Origin of the sequence: Actinomadura fibrosa (assembly GCF_900659615.1) — a bacterium.
GTDB lineage: Bacteria > Actinomycetota > Actinomycetes > Streptosporangiales > Streptosporangiaceae > Spirillospora > Spirillospora fibrosa.
In genome coordinates, this window is sequence record NZ_CAACUY010000016.1 from 1 (window position 1) to 20,151 (window position 20,151).

At 74.5% G+C, this 20,151-nt stretch carries 7 protein-coding genes; 5 read left to right on the plus strand and 2 right to left on the minus strand.

Annotation, left to right across the window (positions count from 1 at the left end; translation table 11 throughout):
* The 4 genes from E1300_RS08890 to E1300_RS49910 form a co-directional block, all read left to right on the plus strand.
* On the plus strand, positions 1 to 1,267 hold a 1,267-nt coding region (locus E1300_RS08890), incomplete at its 5' end, for a beta-ketoacyl reductase (protein WP_131756402.1).
* Complete coding sequence (locus E1300_RS08895) at positions 1,245 to 1,694, plus strand: nuclear transport factor 2 family protein (protein ID WP_207399566.1); 450 nt, start codon at positions 1,245 to 1,247, stop codon at positions 1,692 to 1,694. The genes E1300_RS08890 and E1300_RS08895, both read left to right, overlap by 23 nt.
* Before the next feature lie 37 nt (positions 1,695 to 1,731).
* Complete coding sequence (locus E1300_RS08900) at positions 1,732 to 2,160, plus strand: nuclear transport factor 2 family protein (RefSeq protein ID WP_131756403.1); 429 nt, start codon at positions 1,732 to 1,734, stop codon at positions 2,158 to 2,160.
* 52 nt (positions 2,161 to 2,212) lie between these two features.
* Positions 2,213 to 2,395, plus strand: a complete 183-nt coding sequence (locus E1300_RS49910; RefSeq protein ID WP_165502749.1) for a hypothetical protein — start codon at positions 2,213 to 2,215, stop codon at positions 2,393 to 2,395.
* Between the two features lie 108 nt (positions 2,396 to 2,503).
* Here the strand turns inward: E1300_RS49910 and E1300_RS08910 are convergent, their stop codons facing one another.
* Both E1300_RS08910 and E1300_RS08915 read right to left on the minus strand, forming a co-directional pair.
* Entirely contained in the window at positions 2,504 to 7,387 is a 4,884-nt protein-coding gene (locus E1300_RS08910) for a type I polyketide synthase (RefSeq protein ID WP_131756404.1), read from the minus strand.
* Complete coding sequence (locus tag E1300_RS08915) at positions 7,387 to 19,038, minus strand: type I polyketide synthase (protein WP_131756405.1); 11,652 nt, start codon at positions 19,036 to 19,038, stop codon at positions 7,387 to 7,389. Before E1300_RS08915 ends, E1300_RS08910 begins: the two co-directional genes overlap by 1 nt.
* 328 nt (positions 19,039 to 19,366) lie before the next feature.
* Here E1300_RS08915 and E1300_RS08920 point away from each other — a divergent pair, with 328 nt between their 5' ends.
* Positions 19,367 to 20,137, plus strand: coding sequence for a thioesterase II family protein (locus E1300_RS08920; RefSeq protein ID WP_207399567.1), 771 nt, complete (start codon positions 19,367 to 19,369; stop codon positions 20,135 to 20,137).
* The last annotated feature ends 14 nt before the right edge of the window (positions 20,138 to 20,151 follow it).

Here is a 20,151-nt window from a genome sequence, read left to right on the forward strand (position 1 = left end):
CGACGCCCCGGGCGCCGCCGACCTGGCCGCCGAGCTGACCGGGCTCGGCGCGGAGGTCACCGTCGCCGCCTGCGACGTCGGCGACCGCGCCGCCCTCGCCGGCCTGCTCGCGGCCGTCCCCGACCGGCACCCGCTCACCGCGGTCGTGCACGCCGCCGGGATCGTCCGGGACGCCACCGTCCCGTCGACGACCCCCGAGCAGCTCGACGCCGTCCTGCGCGTCAAGGCCGACGGCGCGGCCCACCTGCACGAGCTGACCCGCGACCTGGACCTGTCCGCGTTCGTGCTGTTCTCCTCGGTCGCCGGGACGATCGGCGGCGCGGGCCAGGGCGCCTACGCCGCGGCCAACGCCTTCCTCGACGCGTTCGCCCAGCATCGGCACGCGCTGGGCAAGCCGGCGACGTCCCTGGCCTGGGGCCTCTGGGAGGAGGACACGGGCATGTGGGGACGGCTCAGCGAGGTCGACCGCGCCCGCCACACCCGGACGGGCGTCGTGGGGATGAGCGCCGAGGAGAGCCTGGCCCTGCTCGACACCGCCCTGGCCGACGGCGCCCCCGTGCTCGTGCCCGTCCGCCTCGACCTGGCGCTGATACGCCGCCAGGCCCAGGCCCACGAGGTGCCGGCCGTGCTGCGGCACCTCCTCCGCGGTGCGGCCCCGCGGCAGAGCGACACCACGGCTCCGTCCGACCTCGTCCGCAGGCTGGCCGCGCTCTCGGAGGCCGACCGGGAGCGGACGGTGCTCGACCTGGTGCGCGGCAACGTCGCGCTGGTCCTCGGGCATGCCGGCGCCGACCAGGTCGCCGCCGCGCAGCGGTTCCAGGACCTCGGCTTCGATTCGCTGACGGCGATCGAGCTGCGGAACCGGCTCTCCGCCGCCACCGGGCTGCGGCTGCCCGCCACGCTCATCTTCGACCACGCCGACCCCACGGCGCTCGCCCGCCACCTGCTCGCCGAGCTCGACCCGCCGGAGGCCGACCCGCTCACCCCGGTGCTCGGCGAGGTCGAGCGGCTCGAACGCGCGCTGCTGGCGGTCGCCGCGCAGGACGGCGCGGCCCACGAGACGCTGACCGGCCGGCTGCGAAGCACGCTGGAGCGGCTGGAGGGCCTGGACCGGCCGGAACGGCGGGGCGGGGTCGCGGTGGCGGAGGCGACCGAGACCGACCGGATCGAGGCGGCCAGCGCCGACGAGCTCCTCGCCTTCATCGACCGCGACCTCGGACGAGGCACCACCACGGGAGAACCAGTTGAACAGAGCGCTGACCAGTGAGCGGGGCCGCAAGGACCTGGCCCTGGAGCACTGCCGCCGGGTGAACGCCGGGGACGTGGACGCGATCCTGGAGCTGTACGCCGACCGTGCCACGTTCGCCGACCCCGTCGGATGGAACGTGCGGACCGGCCGGGACGCCCTGCGCGCCCACTTCGAGGAGGCGGTCGCCGCGGGCCTGCGGGAGGTCCCCGGCGAGCCGGTCGCCGGACAGGACGGCATGCACGCCTTCATCCCGGTCACCGCCGTGATGGACTACCTCCCCCGCGGACCCGTCTACGCCGAGCGGGGCTGGCTGGTCCCCCCGGCCGATCCCGCGGGCAAGCGCCTCAAGCGCCGCTGCATGCTGCTGCTCCAGATCGACGAGACCGGCCTCATCCGCGAGTCGCAGGCGTTCTGGGGAAAGTCCGATCTCGACGTCATCGGCTGATCCGCTCGGGCCGGTCGACCGAAACCTGGAGGTTCCGATGCCCGACGAGGCGTTCCGCAAGGCGATGGTGCAGGAGTACGCGCGACGGCTGAACGCGGGCGACGTCGAAGGCGCCCTGGACCTGTTCACCGACGACGTCGTCTTCGAGGACCCCGTGGGACGGCCGCCCACGGTGGGCCGGGAGGCCCTCCGCCGGCACCTGGTCCTGTCCGTCGAGAACCACGTCGAGGAGACGCCCGGGGAATCGGTGACGTCGATGTGCGGCCGGTTCGTCGTCACCCCGGCCAGGGTCGTCCTGCGGACGCCGGCGGTGATGAGTCTGTACATCATCGGCATCGTCGAGTTCAACGACGAGGGCCTGGGATGCCACGTCCGGGCGTTCTGGGGGATGACGGACATGACCGTCGGAGTGGCACGGCACCCCGACGCCACCGCCCAGGCCGACGCAACCCGCCAGCACGCATAACGACGCGCACGTAACGGCCGCCGCGTAGGGCGGCGCGCGTAGGGCGGCGCGCATGACGGCGGCGCGCATGACGGCGGCCCGCATGACGGCGGCGCGCATGACGGCGGCCCGCATGACGGCGGCGCGCATCACGGCAGCGCGCATCACGGCAGCGCGCTTGACGGCAGCGCGCATGACGGCCGCGCACGTAACGGCGGCGCGCATGACGGCAGCGCGCGTAACGGCGGCTGCGTAAGGCGGCGCTGGCGTGCGGCGCCGTTGCCGTCCCGCTCATGGCGAACCGCCCGGCGCATGCCGCCGGGCGGTCTGCCACGCGCCGGGCGTCAGGCGGGGTCAGGCGGTGTCAGGCGCCCAGCTCGCGGTCCAGCAGCGCGAACATCTCGTCGGCGGTCGCCTTCGTCAGGTCCGCCGAGTCCCCGCCCGGCTCGGAGCCGGCCACAGCCGGATCGCCGTACTTCCACAGCAGCGTCTGCAACCGGTCGATGAGGCCGCTGCTCCGCAGATCCTCAGGCGGCAGGGCGGCCAGCGCCGCCTCCAGGTCGTCCAACCGGCCGAACGCCGGAAGCGCGGCCCCCATGCCCGCCGGCAGCACCTCGCCCAGCAGCCATCCCGCCAGGGCGTCCGGAGTCGGATAGTCGAACACCAGCGTCGCGGGCAGCCGCAACCCGGTCGCCGCCCGCAGGCGGTTCCGCAGCTCGACCGCCGCGAGCGAGTCGAACCCGAGGTCCTGGAACGGGCGGTGCGGGTCCACCTCCTCCGGCCCCGCGTGCCGCAACGCGGCCGCCGCGTGCGAGCGCACCAGCGCCAGCAGCACCCCGTGCCGCTCGGCCTCGGGCCGCGCCGCCAGCTCGCGCCGCAGCGCCTCGACCGCCTCCGCCGCCTCCTCGCCGGATCCTCGCGCGGTCCCGATGACCTCCATCGCCGCGGGCAGCTCGTCGAACAGCCGCGTCCGGCGCTCCAGGGTGAACAGCGCCGCGAACCGCCGCCACGCGATGTCGGCCACCACCGTGTACGGGTCGTCCCGTTGCAGGATCCGGTGCAGGGCGGTGAACGCCGTCCCGGGCCGCATCGGCACGAGCCCCTGGCGCCGGGCGCGCTCGATGTGCGGACGGACCCGCCCCGCCTGCTCCGCCTCGTCGTCCGGAACGTCCCACATGCCCCACGCCACCGAGACGGCGTGGACGCCGCTCGCGCGGCGCCGCTGTGCCAGCGCGTCCAGATGGGCGGCCGCGGCCGCGTACGCGCCGTGATCCCGGCTGCCCCAGGTGGCGGCGACGGACGAGAAGTGGACGACGGTGTCACCGGCCCGCAGGCCGCCTCTCTCCTCGACGTCGAGCACGGCGCCCAGGCTCGCGCGCACCGCCTCCGCCAGAGCCTCCGGGGTGGTCTCGCAGAGCGGCGCCAGCGCGCCGGACGCCGTGGCGTGCACGAGCATCCTGATGTCGGCGTCGGCCGGAACGGAATCGACGACGGTCACGCCCGGCGTCTCGGACGCCGCCCCGGCGGGGTCGAGGACGAAGACGGGTTCCGCGCCATGCTCCGCCAGCCACCGCGCGACCCACCCGGCCGGGCCGTCCAGGCCGCCGTTGACGAGCACCGCACCGGCCGGCCGCCACTCCAGGCGCGGCTGGTCGGCCCCGAGCGGGTCCTCGACCAGCCGGCGACCGAGGACACCGGCCGGGCGCAACGCCATCTGGTCCTCGCCGTCCTCGCGGCCGAGCGCCTCCCGCAGGTGGACCGGGTCAAGGTCGGACGGCGCGGGCGGCAGGTCCACGAGCCCGCCCCAAACGGCCGGGTGTTCGAGCGCCGCCACCCGGCCGAGTCCCCACAACCGCGCCTGGGCGGGACGCTCCGGACCGCCGTCGTCGCCAGCCGAGACCGCTCCGCACGTCACCGCCCACAGCGACGTCTCCGCTCCGGCGTCCACCAGCGCCTGAAGCAAGGTGAGACTGGCCGTGAGCCCGCGGAACCCGTCCTTGCCCTCATCGAGCGCCAGCAACGACAGCACGCGCAGCGGCGGCGCGTCCACCGCGGCGAACCGCTCCCTAAGGGCGGCACCGAGGTCGGCCCTGCCCACCTCGGGGTCGATGTCGAGGTGGCTCACCCGGCAGCCGCCGGCGTCCAGCGCGGCCGCGCACGCCCGCGCCCAGTCGCCGGCGACGTCCCGCGGCCGGACGATCAGCCACGACCCCGCCGGCGGGCGACCGGCAGGCCCGGCGGCAACCCGCCGCCACTCGACGCGATGGCGCCAGGAGTCGGCCGCCGACCGGTCCCGGCGCTCCCGCCGCCACCGCGACAGGACGGGCAGGACCGCGTCGAGCGAAGACCTGCCGTCGTCGTCCTCGGCGAGCGCGAGTGCGTCGGACAAGGCCTCCGCGTCCCCGCGCTCGACGGCCGTCCAGAATCGGGCCTCCTCCTCGTCCTGCGGTCCGGGCACCGCGAGAGACGGTGTGCCGTCCGGGAGCCAGTACCGCTTTCGTTGGAAGGGGTAGGTGGGCAGGTCGATGAGGGTGGGTGGGGGGTCGGTGAGGAACCAGCGGGTCCAGTCGATGGGGGTTCCGGTGGTGAAGAGGGTGGCGGCTGCTCGGGTGATCTGGGTGAGGTCGCCGTGGTCGCGTCGCAGGGTGGGGGTTGTGGTGACGCGCAGGTCCGTCCGGTCGGCGCAGTCTTCGATCGCTGGAGTCAGGACCGGGTGCGGGGAGACCTCGATGAACACCCGGTAGCCGTCGTGCAGGAGGGTGGTGAGGGTGTCGGCGAAGCGGACGGGCCGGCGCAGGTTGGTGACCCAGTAGGCGGTGTCGAGCAGGTCGCCGTCTTGTCGTTGCCCGGTGACGGTGGAGTAGAAGGCGACCTGGGTGGCGGCCGGTTCGATGCCGGTCAGGGTGTGGGTGAGGTGGTCGGTGATCTGGTCGACCTGCGGGCCGTGGGAGGCGTAGTCGACGTCGATGACCCGGGCGCGCAGTCCCTGTTCCTGCGCTGCGGTCACCACCTGCTGGATCTGCTCGGGCGGGCCGGAGATGACGGTGGCCGAGGGACTGTTGACCGCCGCGACCTGCACCCCGTCCTGCACCCCGTCCTGCGCTGTGGTGTTGAGGAGTGTTTGGGTCTGCTCGGCGCTGAGGCCCAGCGAAGCCATCGCGCCGCCGCCCGACAGCTGCCGCAGTGCCTTGCTGCGCACCGCGACCACCCGCGCAGCGTCCTCCAAAGACAGCGCCCCGGCCACGCACGCGGCGGCGATCTCACCCTGGCTGTGCCCGACCACCGCAGCCGGAACCACGCCATGATCGGCCCACACCGCCGCCAAGGACACCATGATCGCCCACAGCACCGGTTGGACCACATCCACGCGAGCCAGGTCAGCTCCGTCGCCGCCGATCACCTGGCTCAGCGACCAGTCCACATGCGGCGCCAAGGCTTGTTCGCACTCGGCCATCCGCGCCGCGAACACCGCAGACTGCCCCAGCAGCTGCGCGCCCATGCCCACCCACTGCGAGCCCTGACCGGGGAAGACGAGTACCGGGCCCGGGCCGCTTTCGCCCACCACACCGGCCACCACATCCGGATGCACCTGACCCGACGCCAACGCCGCCAACCCCGGGCCTGGATCGCCGCCGACCACGACCGCGCGGTGCTCGAACACCGACCGCGACCTGACCAGCGACCACCCCACGTCGGCCGGCGAGAGCTCCGCATGCGCCGCCACATGCTCCGACAGACGCTGCGCCTGCGCGCGCAATGCCTCCTCGCTGCGTGCTGACACCACCCACGGCACCACACCAGCGCCCGCAGCAGCTCCCCGCCCGGAGTCTGCCTCAGGCTCGGACTCAGGCTCGGACTCAGGTTCGGGGGCCTCCTCCACGATCAGGTGCGCGTTGGTCCCGGAGAAGCCGAACGACGACACCCCCGCACGCCGCGGCCGACCGGCCTCAGGCCACGGCCGGGCCTCCGACAGCAGCCGCACCCCACCGCCATCCCACTCCACGAACTCCGACGGCTCATCGATATGCAACGACGCCGGCAACACCCCGTGCCGCAACGCCATCACCATCTTGATCACACCCGCCACACCCGCCGCCGCCTGCGTGTGCCCGATGTTCGACTTCACCGAACCGAGCCACAAAGGGCGCTCCTCGGCACGACCCTGCCCATAGGTCGCCAGCAACGCCTGCGCCTCGATCGGATCACCCAGCTTCGTGCCGGTTCCATGCGCCTCCACCGCGTCCACCTCGGACGAGGGCAGGCGGGCGTCGGCCAGTGCCCGCCGGATCACCCGCTCCTGGGCGACGTCGTTGGGTGCGCTCAGGCCGTTGCTGGCCCCGTCCTGGTTGATTGCCGACCCGCGAATCACCGCCAGCACCCGGTGACCGTTGCGCTGCGCGTCCGACAACCGCTCCAGCAGGAGCAGACCCACCCCCTCGGCGAAACCGGTCCCGTCCGCCGACGCCGCGAACGCCTTGCACCGGCCGTCCGGGGACAGTCCCCGCTGCCGTGAGAACTCGACGAAGACCGTCGGTGTGGCCAGCACGGTGACGCCTCCGGCCAGCGCGAGGTCGCATTCGCCTCGGCGCAGCGCGTTGCAGGCGAGGTGGATGGCGACCAGCGACGAGGAACAGGCCGTGTCCACCGTGACGGCGGGGCCCTCCAGTCCGAGGGTGTAGGCGACCCGGCCCGACACGACGCTGCCGAGGCTGCCGGTGGCGATGTAGCCTTCGACCTCGTCGTGGGGGCCGAGGCCGGTGTGGTAGTCCTGGCTGGAGATGCCCGCGAAGACGCCCGTCTCCGTCCCCTTCAGGGAGTTCGGGTCGATCCGGGCGCCTTCCAGCGCTTCCCAGGCGGTCTCCAGCAGCACGCGCTGCTGCGGTTCGGCGGCCAGGGCCTCGCGGGGGCTGATGGAGAAGAAGCCGGCGTCGAAGTCCGTGGCGTCGGGCACGAAGCCGCCGTGCCGCGTGTAGCTGGTGCCGGGGTGGTCGGGGTCCGGGTGATAGAGGTTCTCCAGGTCCCAGCCGCGGTCGGCCGGGAACTCGCCGATCGCGTCCCGGCCGGAGGACACCAGGTCCCACAGGTCCTCGGGCGAGCGGACGCCGCCCGGAAGGCGGCAGGCCATGCTCACCACCGCCAGCGGCTCCCGGGACCGCTCCTCGGCCTCGCGCAGGCGCTGACGCGTCCGGCCGAGGTCGAGGGTGACCCGCTTCAGGTACTGGCGGAGCTTGTCCTCCGTGGTCGACATCAGTCCTCGCTCCCCATGGCGGATCCCAGTTCCCGGTCGATGAGCTCGAACATCTCGTCGTCGGACGCGGACTCCAGCGCGCCGTCGTCGACGGCCGTGCCGTCCGCTCCGGAGTCGCTCAGGCGCCACAGCAGGGCCTCAAGCCGCTTGGCCAGCCGGCCGCGCGTGGGCCCGTCCGGGCCGAACCGGTCGATCAGCGCCTCCAGCCTGTCGACCTCGCCGAGGACGGGGGCCGACGGGTCCGCCTGCGCGGGGACGAGGCGCTCGCGCAGATGACCGGCGATGGCCGCCGGGGACGGATAGGTGAAGGCGAGCGCGGCGGGCAGCCGCAGACCGGTGGCCGCCGACAGCCGGTTGCGCAGTTCGACGGCGGTCAGGGAGTCGAACCCGAGGTCCTTCATCTGGGTGTCGGCGCGCAGCGCGTCCGGGTCGGCGTGCCCGAGCACGGACGCGGCGTGCGTCCGGACGAGGCCGAGCAGCATGGCCTGCTGGTCCTCGGGGGACAGCCCGGCGAGCTGCCCGGCCCAGTCGACCTTCCGGTGCCCGTTCGCGGCGGCCCGGTGGGCGGTGCCCGCGTCCGGCGCCAGGCTCCGCAGGAGGGGCGGCAGCGTGTCGGCCGGGCGCCCGGCGACGTCCAGGTCGGCCGCGACGAGGTGCGCCGTCCCGTGTTCGAGCGCGCCGTCCAGCAGCGCCAGCCCCTGCTCGGCGCCGAGCGGGGACATCCCGCCGGTCCTCATGCGGCGCAGGTCGGTGCCGGTGAGCCCGCCGGTCATGCCGCCTGCCGGTTCCCACAGCCCCCACCCGATCGACAGGCCCGGCAGCCCGGCGGCGCGGCGCCGGGCCATGAGGGCGTCGCAGTAGGCGTTCGCGGCGGCGTAGGCGGCCTGGCCGGGGCTGCCGGAGGTGGCGGCCAGCGACGAGAACACCACGAAGAGGCCGAGCCTGAGGTCGGCGGTCGCGGCGTGCAGGTGGGCGGCGCCGCCGGCCTTGACCCGCCAGACCTCGGCCATCCGCTCCGGGGTCAGGGCGGTCACCAGCCCGTCGTCGACGATGCCCGCGGCGTGCACCACTCCGGTCAGCGGATGCGCCGGGTCGATCCCGGCGACGAGGTCGCGCACGGCGTCCGGGTCGCCGACGTCGGCCGCGACGACGGTGACCTCCGCGTCCAGGCGGTCGGCCAGCTCCGCGGCGCCGGGCGCGCCGGGACCGCGGCGGCCCACCAGCGTCAGGTGCCGGACGCCCCAGTTCCGGACGAGGTGCTCGGCCACGAGCGGGCCCAGGGCGCCGGTGCCGCCGGTGATCAGCACCGTGCCGCCGGGGTCGATCGCGGCGGGGACGTCCAGGACGAGCTTGCCGGTATGGCGGGCCTGGCTCATGTGGCGGAGGGCCTCGCGGGCCCGTCCGAGCGGCCATGCCTGCACCGGCAGCGGGCGTAGCCGACCTGAGACGAACAGCTCGCGCAGCTCGGCGAGCATGGACGCGATCCGGTCGGGGGCCGCGTCGGTCACCAGGTCGAACGCCCGGTACCAGACACCCGGGTCCTCCCGGACGTCGGTCTTGCCCATCTCCAGGAACCGGCCGCCCTCGGCCAGCAGGCGCAGGGACGCGTCGGTGAACTCGCCGGCCAGGCTGTTCAGCACCACGTCCACGCCCCGGCCGCCGGTGGCCGAGCGGATCCGGTCCTCGAAGTCCAGGTCGCGGGAGGAGGCGCGGTGCGCCTCGTCGATCCCCATCTCCTCCAGCAGCGCGTGCTTCGCGGGACTGGCCGTCGCGTAGACGTGCGCGCCCAGATGCCGGGCGATCTGCACGGCCGCGCGGCCGACACCGCCGGTCGCGGCGTGGACGAGCACCGACTCGCCCGGCCGCAGCCCGGCCAGGTCGACCAGGCCGTACCAGGCGGTGAGGAACGCGACCGCGACACCGGCGGCGTCCCGGAAGTCCCAGCCGTCCGGTACCGGGACGATTGCGCGTGCGTCCGCCACCGTCAACGGACCGAACGCGCCGCCGAACAGGCCCATCACCGAGTCGCCGGGCGCCACGCCCGCGACGCCGGGCCCGACCTCCACGACCACCCCGGCGCCTTCGCCTCCGATGCCGCCGAACCCCGGGACCATGCCGAGCGCGATCAGCACGTCCCGGAAGTTGATCCCGGCCGCGCGGACCTCGATCCGCACCTGCCCGGCGCGCAGCGGCTCCAGCACCTCGGGGCAGGCCTCGGCCGACACGTCCTCCAGCGTCGAGGTGTTCTCCGCGGTCAGCCGCCACGCCCGTGCCCCGGCGGGGCCCGCCAGTTCCCGGGGCGCACCGGCCCGCACCAGGCGCGGCACCAGCACGCCGCCGTCGCGCACCGCCGCCTGCGGCTCGCCGGCGCCGAGGGCCGCCGCGACGGCGGTCGCGACGTCCGCGCCCTCGGCGACGTCGAGCAGGACGAACCGCTCGGGATTCTCCAGTTGCGCGCACCGCACCAGGCCCCAGACCGCCGCGGCGTCCGGGTCGGGGCGCTCCCCCACGGCGCCACGCGTGACGATCACCAGCGGCCGTTCGTCGCCGGGTCCGGCGCCGGCCAGCCGTTCCCGCACCCGCCGCAACGCCTCGTCCGCCGTGCCGACCTCGGCGACCAGCGGCTCGTCCGCGGGCACCGGGGCCGAGGCGGCCGGTTCCCGCGCCGGTGTCCACGCGACCTCGAACAGTCCGTCGACGCCGCGCGACGGGGAGCGGAACTGCGCGGGATCCGCGGGACGCAGCACGAGCCGCTCGACGCCCAGCACGGGAGCCCCTGCCGCGTCGGTCACCGTCACCCGGAGCCCGTCCGGCTCCACGGGGGTCAGCCGGACCCGCACGCTCCGCGCCTCCCTCGCCCAGAGCGACACCCCGCTCCAGATGAACGGGAGGTAGGCGCCCTCGCCGCCCGGTCCGCCCGGTCCGCCCGCCAGCAGCGCCGGGTGCAGCGCGGCGTCCAGCAGGGCCGGGTGGAGGGCGAAGCCGCCGGGCTCCCCGGCCTCCTCCGGCAGGACGACCTCGGCCAGCAGGTCCGCTCCGTCCCGCCAGACCGCGCGCATGCCCTGGAACGCGGGGCCGTACGCGTAGCCGGCCGCCGCGACGCGCTCGTAGAAGCCGTCCACCGGGAGCGGTTCGGCGTTCGCCGGAGGCCACTGGCCGCCGAGTGCCTCCGCCGTGCCGGACGGCTCCGGCGCCAGGACGCCCTCGGCGTGGCAGACCCACTGGTCGCCGGGACGGGAGAACAGCCGCATCGGCCGGCGCCCGTCGGCCTCGGGCGGGCTCACCACGACCTGGATCGGGAGGCCGCCGGAGGCGGCGAGCACCAGCGGCGCCCGCAGGGTCAGCTCCTCAACTCCGGAGCACCCCGCCTCGCCGGCCGCCCGGAGGGCGCACTCGACCAGCGCGGTCCCGGGCAGGAGGGCGGTGTCGAGGACGCGGTGCTCGGTGAGCCAGCCGCCGCCGTCGGCTGCGGGCAGCCGGCCGGTCAGGACGTGCGTGTCCCCGTCCGCGAGCCGCATCGCCGCGCCGAGCAGCGGGTGCCCGGCCGGGTCCAGGCCGAGGCCGGTGGCGTCGCCGGTCCCTCCCCGGGCGGCGGCGAGCCAGTGCTTCCGGCGCTGGAACGGATAGGTGGGGAGGTCGACGAGGCGGGGCGGCGGGTCGGTGGGGAACCAGGGGCTCCAGTCCACGTCGATCCCGCCCGCGTGCAGCCGCCCGAGGGCCTGCCCGAGGGCGGTGGCGTCCGGCCGCTTCCGGTCGAGCACCGCCAGCGCCCGCGCGTCGTCGACGGTGTGCTGCACCGCGGTGGCGAGCACCGGGTCCGGGCCGAGTTCCAGGAACACGCCGGTCCGGTCGGCGAGCCGGGCGACCGCCGGATGGAACCGCACCGGTTCCCGCACCTGCCGCACCCAGTACTCCGGGCCGGCGATCCGCGCGTCCGCCGCCTCGCCGGTCACGTTGCTGATCAGCGGGATGGACGGCGCGGCGAACGGCAGGCCGCCGATCGCGTCCGCGAACTCCTCCAGCATCGGGTCCATCAGCGCCGAGTGGAACGCGTGGCTGACCCGCAGCCGCCTGGTCTTGCGTCCCCGTTCACGCCAGCCGGCCGCGACGCGGTCCACCAGGTCGGCCGGCCCGGAGAGCACCGTGCTGTCCGGGGTGTTCAGCGCCGCGACGCTCACGCCCTCCGGGACCGCGACCTCGTCGATCCCGGCCTGGACGGCCACCATGGCGCCGCCCGCCGGCAGCCGCCCCATCAGGCTCGCTCGCGCCCCCACCAGCCGCGCGGCGTTCTCCACGTCCAGCACCCCGGCCACGTGCGCGGCGGCGATCTCACCGATCGAGTGGCCCACGACCGCGTCCGGCCGCAGCCCCATCGAGCCCAGCAGCCGCGCCAGCCCCACCTGGACGGCGAACAGGGCCGCCTGCGCGTAGGCGGTGTGGTCGAGGACCTCGGCGGGACCGGAGAACGCCACCTGCTTCAGCGGACGCTCCAGATAGGGGTCCAGCAGATCGCACACCTCGTCGAAGGCGGCGGCGAACAGCGGGAACCGCTCGTAGAGTCCCGCGCCCATCCCCACCCGCTGGGAGCCCTGCCCGGAGAACAGCCACACCTGCTCCCCGGCCACCGGTTCGACCGGCGTCCCGGCGGCCGCCGCCAGCTCCGCCGCCAGCTCCTCCCGCGCGGACCCGACCGCCACCGCGCGGTGCTCGAACGACGCCCGCGACCGCAGCAGCGACCAGCCCACGTCGACCGGTTCGCCCTCCACGCCCGCCAGCAGGGCCGCCTGCGCCTCCAGCGCCGCCCGGCTCCGCGCCGACACCACCCACGGCACCGCACCGGCCGGGCGCCTCTCGACCGGTCCCGTTCCGGCCGGCCCGGCCTCGTCCCCGGACGCGGCGCCGCCGGCCTCCTCGATGATCACGTGCGCGTTGGTGCCGGAGGCGCCGAACGACGAGACCCCGGCGCGGCGGGGGCGGTCGTCCCCGGTCCAGGGCACCGGTTCGGTCAGCAGCCGCACCTCGCCCGAGGACCAGTCCACGTGCGGGCTCGGCTCGTCGATGTGCAGGGACGCCGGCAGCGTCCCGTGCCGCATCGCCATCACCATCTTGATCACACCCGCCACACCCGCCGCCGCCTGCGTGTGCCCGATGTTGGACTTGATCGACCCCAGCCACAGCGGACGCTCCGGCGCGCGGCCCTGCCCGTAGGTCGCCAGCAACGCCTGCGCCTCGATCGGATCACCCAGCGTCGTCCCCGTGCCGTGCGCCTCCACCGTGTCCACGTCGGCCGTCGTGAGCCCCGCGGACGCCAGCGCCGCCGCGATCACCCGCTCCTGGGACGGGCCGTTCGGCGCGGTGAAGCCGTTGCTCGCGCCGTCCTGGTTGACCGCCGACCCGCGCACCACCGCCAGCACCCGGTGCCCGTTGCGCCGCGCGTCCGACAGCCGCTCCAGCAGCAGCAGGCCGACGCCCTCGCCCCAGCCCGTGCCGTCCGCCGCCGCCGCGAACGACTTGCAGCGGCCGTCGGGAGCCAAGCCTCCCTGCCGGGAGAAGCCGACGAAGAGCCCCGGGGTGGCCATCACCGCGACGCCGCCCGCCAGCGCGAGGTCGCACTCGCCCCGGCGCAGCGCGTCGGCTGCCAGGTGCACCGCCACCAGCGACGACGAGCACGCCGTGTCCACCGTCACCGCGGGCCCCTCCAGGCCGAGCGTGTAGGCGACCCGGCCGGGGACCGCGCTGCCCACGCCGGGCATCACGTAGCCCTCCAGCTTCGGGTCCCCGTCGGCCGCCCCGCTGGCGTAGTCGTGGTACATGACGCCCGTGAACACGCCGGTCGGCGTCCCCGCGAGCGAGGTCGGGGCGATCCCCGCCCGCTCGATGGTCTCCCAGGCGGTCTCCAGCAGCAGCCGCTGCTGCGGATCGGCCGCCAGCGCCTCGCGGGGACTGATCCCGAAGAACGCGGCGTCGAACTCCCCCGCCTCGTACAGGAACCCGCCCTCGCGGGTGCGGCTCGTCCCCGCCCGGCCGGGGTCCGGGGCGAAGAGCCGCTCCAGGTCCCAGCCGCGATCGGACGGGAAGCCGCCGATCGCGTCCCGTCCCGAGGCCACCAGTTCCCACAGGTCCTCCGGAGACTTCACGCCACCCGGGTAGCGGCAGGCCATCGACACGATCGCGATGGGATCGTCCGTGCGCGCGGCCGCTCGCGCCGGAACGGCCGGGGCCTTCACGCCGTCCAGCCGCATTCCCAGGTGCCGGGCCAGAGCCCGGGGGGTCGGATGGTCGAAGACGAGCGTGGCGGGCAGGCGCAGCCCGGTCGCCGCCGCCAGCCGGTTGCGGAGCTCCACGGCCGTCAGCGAGTCGAACCCGAGCTCCTCGAACTTGGCCTCCTCGCGCACCTCGTCCGGGGAGGCGTGGCCGAGGGCGGCCGCCACGTGCTCGCGGACGATGCCCGAGAGCGCCTCGGAACGCGCGGCGGCGTCCAGGCCGGCCAGCCGCGCGGCCAGGGCGGGCGCGCCACCGCCGGACGCGGCCCGCCGCCGGACCCGCCCCGCCAGGCCGCGCAGCGCCGGAGGCAGCTCACCGGCGGTGACGTCGGCGACGTCGACATCCGCGGCCACGACGTTGGCCTTCCCGGACCGCCGGGCCGCGTCCAGCAGGGCCAGGCCGTGCTCGGCCGACAGCGGGCGCATCCCGCGGAGCCGGGCCCGGTCGCCCCTCCTCAGATGGGCGGTCATTCCACTCGCCTCGGCCCACAACCCCCACGCCACGGCCATACCGGGACGGCCGGCGTCCGCGCGGCGGGCCATCAGCGCGTCACAGAACGCGTTGGCCGCCGCATAGCCCGCCTGCCCGGCGTTGCCGATGACGCCGGCCGCCGACGAGAAGACCCAGAAGAACTTCAGCGGGACGTCGCGGGTCAGCGCGTGGAGGTTCCACGCGCCGAGGGCCTTCGGCCGCCACACGCGCTCCAGGCTCTCCGCGGTCTGCGACGTCAGGACCGCGTCGTCGAGCGCCCCCGCCGCGTGGACCACGGCCGCCGGCGGGCGCCCGTCCGGGATGGACGCCAGGGCCTCCGCGAGCGCCTCCCCGTCGGCGACGTCCACCGAACGCACGCCGACGTGCGCTCCCAGGCCGCCGAGCCTCTCGCGAAGCTCCGCCGCGCCCGGCGCCCGCTCGCCCTGCCGCGACAGCAGCAGCAGGCGGCGCGCGCCGTGCCGCCGGACGAGATGCTCGGCCACCAGCCCGCCGAGCATGCCCGTACCGCCGGTCACCACCACGGTGTCGTCCTCGGCGAGCGGCACCGCCGAACCGGCGTCACCACCGGAGCCGGTCACCCGGACGAGGCGGGGCACCAGAACCCGGCCATCGCGCAGCCGCACCTGCCCCTCCCCCGCGTCCACCGCCCGCCGCACGGCGTCCGCCACGGCATCGGCACCGGAGTCGGCATCGGCGTCCACGAGCACGAAGCGGTCCGGATGCTCGGCCTGGGCGCTGCGCACCAGCCCTTCCACTCCGGCGCCCGCGAGTCCGCCTCTGGTGACGAACGCCAGCGTGACGTCCGTCAGCCGCGGTTCGGCGAGCCATGCCTGAGCCGCTTCGAGGACGCGCGCCACCGCGGCCCGCCCCTGCTCGGCGGCGTTCTCCTCGGTCCCGGTCGCGCCGACCTCCGCCAGCAGCACCGATGAGGACGGCGGGCCGGTCCGGAGCGCCGCGTCCACCACGCCCGCCCCCGCCGGCTCTGAACCGAGGACGACCACACCTTCGGCCGCGGTGTCGGTTGCGGTACCGGCCGCGGTACCGGCCGCGGCGAGCGGCGTCCAGTCCAGCGTGAACAGGCCGCTCGGGGCACCACCCGCGACGGCCGCCCGGAACCGCCGGCCATCGACCTGCCGCAGCCACAGTGCATCGACGGCCAGCACCGGCGCGCCCGCCGGATCGGACACCAGGAGGCGCAGCACACGCCTGCCCTCGTCCTGCTCCTCCCCCGGCGACAGGCGCACTCGCACGCTCCTGGCCCCGACCGCGTGCAGAGACACCCCGCTCCAGTCGAACGGAAGCCAGACCCGAGCGCCGCCGTCGCTTCCGTCGCCCTCGCTGCCGTCGCCTCCGCCGCTCGCGCCGCCGTTCGCGCCGCCGGAATGGTCGGCGAGCAGCGCGGGATGCAGCGCGGCGTCCAGCAGTGCGGGATGGATGCCGAACCCGTCCTCACCCCCGGCCGCTTCGGGCAGTTCGACCTCCGCCAGCAGGTCGTTCCCGTCCCGCCAGACGGCGCGCACGCCCCGGAACGCGGGACCGTAGCCGTACCCGGCCGCTGCCGCCCGCTCGTACAGCCGCTCGGCGTCCAGCGGCTCCGCGCCCGGTGGCGGCCACGCCTCCGGCGGCACCTCCCCGGACACGGGATGCGGCGCAAGGGTTCCCGAGGCGTGACACTCCCACTCACCGGCGGCCCCGCCGTCCGGCCGCGAATAGATCTGCACCTCGCGGCGGCCGTCCGCGTCCGCCGCCCCAACCGCGACCTGGACGCGCACCCCGCCCGATTCCGGCAGCGGCAGCGGCGCACGCAGCGTCAGATCGTCGATGCTCGCGCAACCGACACCGTCGGCGGCGCGCAGTGCCCATTCGACCAGGACCGCACCGGCCAGCACCGGCGTCCCCGACACCACGTGATCGCTCAACCACGACCCGGCGGAGGCCGCGAGACGACCGGTCAGCAGGAAGGCGTCGCCTTCGGCCAGCTCGACGGCGGCACCGAGCAGAGGATGCCCCGCCGCACTCAACCCGAGGCCCGTGGGATCGGCGGCCTTCAGCCAGCCCGTGGGCCAGAACCGCTTCCGCTGGAACGGATAGGTGGGCAGGTCGACGAGGGTGGGGGCCGGGTCGCTGGGGAACCAGCGGGTCCAGTCAACGCTGGTTCCGGCGGTGAAGACCGTGGCGGCCGCCCGGGTGATCTGGGTGAGGTCGCCATGGTCGCGTCGCAGGGTCGGTGCCGCGGTGACGCGCAGGTCCGCCCGGTCGGCGCACTCTTGGATCGGTGGCGTCAACACCGGATGCGGGCTGGCCTCGATGAACACCCGGTAGCCGTCGTGCAGGAGGGCGGTGAGGGTGTCGGCGAAGCGGACGGGCCGCCGCAGGTTGGTGACCCAGTAGGCGGTGTCCAGCGCGGTGGTGTCGATGCGCTGGCCGGTGACGGTGGAGTAGAAGGCGGTGTCGGTGGGGGTGGGGGTGATGTCGGCGAGGGCGTGGGTGAGGTGGTCGGTGATCTGGTCGACCTGCGGGCCATGCGAGGCGTAGTCGACATCGATGACCCGAGCGCGCAGCCCTTGTTCCTGCGCTGCGGTCACCACCTGCTGGATCTGCTCGGGCGGGCCGGAGATGACGGTGGCCGAGGGACTGTTAACCGCCGCGACCTGCACCGCGTCCTGCGCTGTGTCCCGCACCGTGTCCGGCGCCGCATCCGGCGCCGCGTCCCGCACCGCATCCGGCGCCGCGTCCCGCCCCATGTCCGGCGCCGCGTCTCGCGCTACGTCCTGCGCTGTGGTGTTGAGGAGTGTTTGGACTTGGTCGGCGCCCGCGCCGATGGAGGCCATCGCGCCGCCGCCCGACAGCTGACGCAGTGCCTTGCTGCGGACGGCGACCACCCGCGCAGCGTCCTCCAAAGACAGCGCACCGGCCACGCACGCGGCAGCGATCTCGCCCTGACTGTGCCCGATCACCGCCGCCGGAACCACGCCATGATCGGCCCACACCGCCGCCAGCGACACCATGATCGCCCACAGGACGGGCTGCACCACATCCACCCGGGCCAGCTCGGATCCGTCACCGCCGATCACCTCCGACAGCGACCAGTCCACATGCGGGGCCAAGGCCTGCTCACACTCGGCCATCCGCGCCGCGAACACCGCAGACTGCCCCAGCAACTCCGCACCCATCCCCACCCACTGCGAACCCTGACCAGGGAACACCAGTACCGGGCCCGGGCCGCATTCGCCCACCACACCGGCCACCACATCCGGATGCACCTGACCCGAAGCCAACGCCGCCAAACCCGGGCCTGGATCGTTGCCAACGACAACCGCGCGGTGCTCGAACACCGACCGCGACCTGACCAGCGACCAGCCCACCTCAACCGGCGAGAGCTCCGCACGCGCCGCCACATGCTCCGACAGACGCTGCGCCTGCGCACGCAGCGCCTCCTCGCTGCGTGCCGACACCACCCACGGCACCACACCAGCACTCTCGGCAGGCCCCCGCCCAGGCTCGGACTCAGGCTCGGGCTCAGGTTCGGGGGATTCCTCCACGATCAGGTGCGCGTTGGTCCCGGAGAAACCGAACGACGACACTCCCGCACGCCGCGGCCGGCCGACCTCAGGCCACGGCCGGGCCTCCGACAGCAGCCGGAGCCCGCTGGTCTCCCAGTCCACGTACTGCGACGGCTCGTCGATGTGCAGGGACGCCGGCAGCGTCCCGTGCCGCATCGCCATCACCATCTTGATCACACCCGCCACACCCGCCGCCGCCTGCGTATGGCCGATGTTCGACTTCACCGAACCGAGCCACAAAGGACGCTCCTCGGCACGACCCTGCCCATAGGTCGCCAGCAGCGCCTGCGCCTCGATCGGATCACCCAGCCTCGTGCCGGTTCCATGCGCCTCCACCGCGTCCACCTCGGAGGCCGCCAGTCCCGCACCGGCCAGTGCCGCGCGGATCACCCGCTCCTGCGAAGGACCGTTCGGCGCGCTCAGGCCGTTGCTGGCACCGTCCTGGTTGACCGCCGAACCCCGAATCACCGCCAGCACCCGGTGACCGTTGCGCCGCGCGTCCGACAACCGCTCCAGCAGGAGCAGACCCACCCCCTCGGCGAAACCGGTCCCGTCCGCCGACGCCGCGAACGCCTTGCACCGGCCGTCCGGGGACAGCCCCCGCTGCCGCGAGAATCCGGTGAACACTTCGGGTGTGGACATCACCGTCACACCACCTGCCAAGGCGAGCGTGCAGTCGCCTTGGCGGAGAGCGTGGACCGCCAGGTGCGTCGCGACCAGCGACGAGGAGCACGCGGTCTCGACCGTCAGCGCCGGGCCTTCGAGCCCGAGGGTGTAGGCGACCCGGCCGGAGAGGACGCTCGGGGCGTTGCCCGCGTACCCCTCGGTCACCCCTTCTCCACGCGCGCCGTCGCCGGTGGTGGCCGTCCCCACGTAAACGCCGGTCGGGGTGCCTTTCAGCGAGGTGGGCTGCACACCTGCCCGCTCCAGCAGCTCCCACGCCGTCTCCAGAAGCAACCGCTGCTGCGGGTTGGCGTCGAGGGCCTCGCGTGGGTTGATTCCGAAGAACGCCGCGTCGAACAGATCCGCGCCCTCGATGAACCCGCCCTCACGCACATACGACGTCCCCGGATGATCAGGATCCGGATGATAAAGCGCCTCCAAATCCCACCCACGATCCACCGGAAACCCCGAAATCACATCCCGGCCCGCCGCCACCAGACCCCACAACTCCTCCGGCGAACCCACACCCCCCGGAAACCGGCACGCCATCCCCACCACGGCCACCGGCTCCCGATACCGCTCCTCCACCTCGTGCAGGCGCTGCCGCGTGTCGTGCAGGTCGGCCGCGACCCGCTTGAGGTAGTCGACCAACTGTCCTTCAGTCGCCATTCAAGGTCACCCAGCCATGAGCACGGTTCGTGACGGCCCGAGTCCCGTTGCGGCCGGCGCGGCATTTCCGCAACCGCCATAAAAGCAGCGGCAGTCACATCCCGCGCCGATCGAAGGAATACGAACCCGTCCCCGCCGGTGAGCGCGCGTCACTTCCGGTGGGGTCCTCGCCGGCTCCATCGTTGATGGCGGTTCTAAAGCAGCACCAAAGGTCGGCGGAAGGCGATGCGGGTTCCGGCGTAGGCTCGGCACGGAGGCGGTCGCACACTCCGTGTTGCCGCATGATGTAGCGATGTAGCCGACGGACCACGTAGGTGAGGACAGGGTGATGAGTGCTGCCAAGAAACTGTGGCTCCGGCGTTTCCACGAAGGCCCGGAGGACGGCGTCCGGCTGATATGTTTCCCGCATGCGGGAGGCGCGGCGAGTTGTTTCCGCCAGTTCTCCGGAGACCTTTCCGCGAGGCTGGAAGTGTGGAGCGTGCAGTATCCGGGACGCCAGGACCGGCATCGCGAAGAACCGATCCCGGACATCCTCGAACTCGCCCGGCGCGTCTCCGATGTCGTCGGCGCCCTCGACGACCGTCCGTTAGCGCTCTTCGGACACAGCATGGGGGCCACGGTCGCCTTCGAGGTGGCCCGCCGGCTGGAGGCGGAGGGCACCCCGCCGGTCGCGCTGTTCGTCTCGGGTCGGCGCGCCCCGTCGATCCGGCGTCCGGAGAGCGTGCGCCGGCGGGACGACCACGGTCTGATCGCCGAGATCAAGTCCCTGGACGGCACCGACGCTCGCCTGCTGGAGGACGACGACGTCCTCCAGATGATCCTGCCGGCCCTCCGCGCCGACTACCGGGCCATCGACGGCTACGAGTACCGGCCCGGCGCCCCGCTCCGCGTCCCCCTCGTCGCGCTGACCGGGCAGGACGACCCCCGGACCGGCCGGAGCGACGTCGAGGCGTGGGCCGGTCACACGACGGGCGCGTTCTCCCTCCACGTCATGCCGGGCGGGCACTTCTTCCTCGACGCCCAGCACCGCGAGGTCGCCGAAATCGTGGCCGACGCGCTGTCCCGGACGGCCGCGGAGCCCCGGTCCGCAGCGTCCTAGGCCGAAGTGCGGCG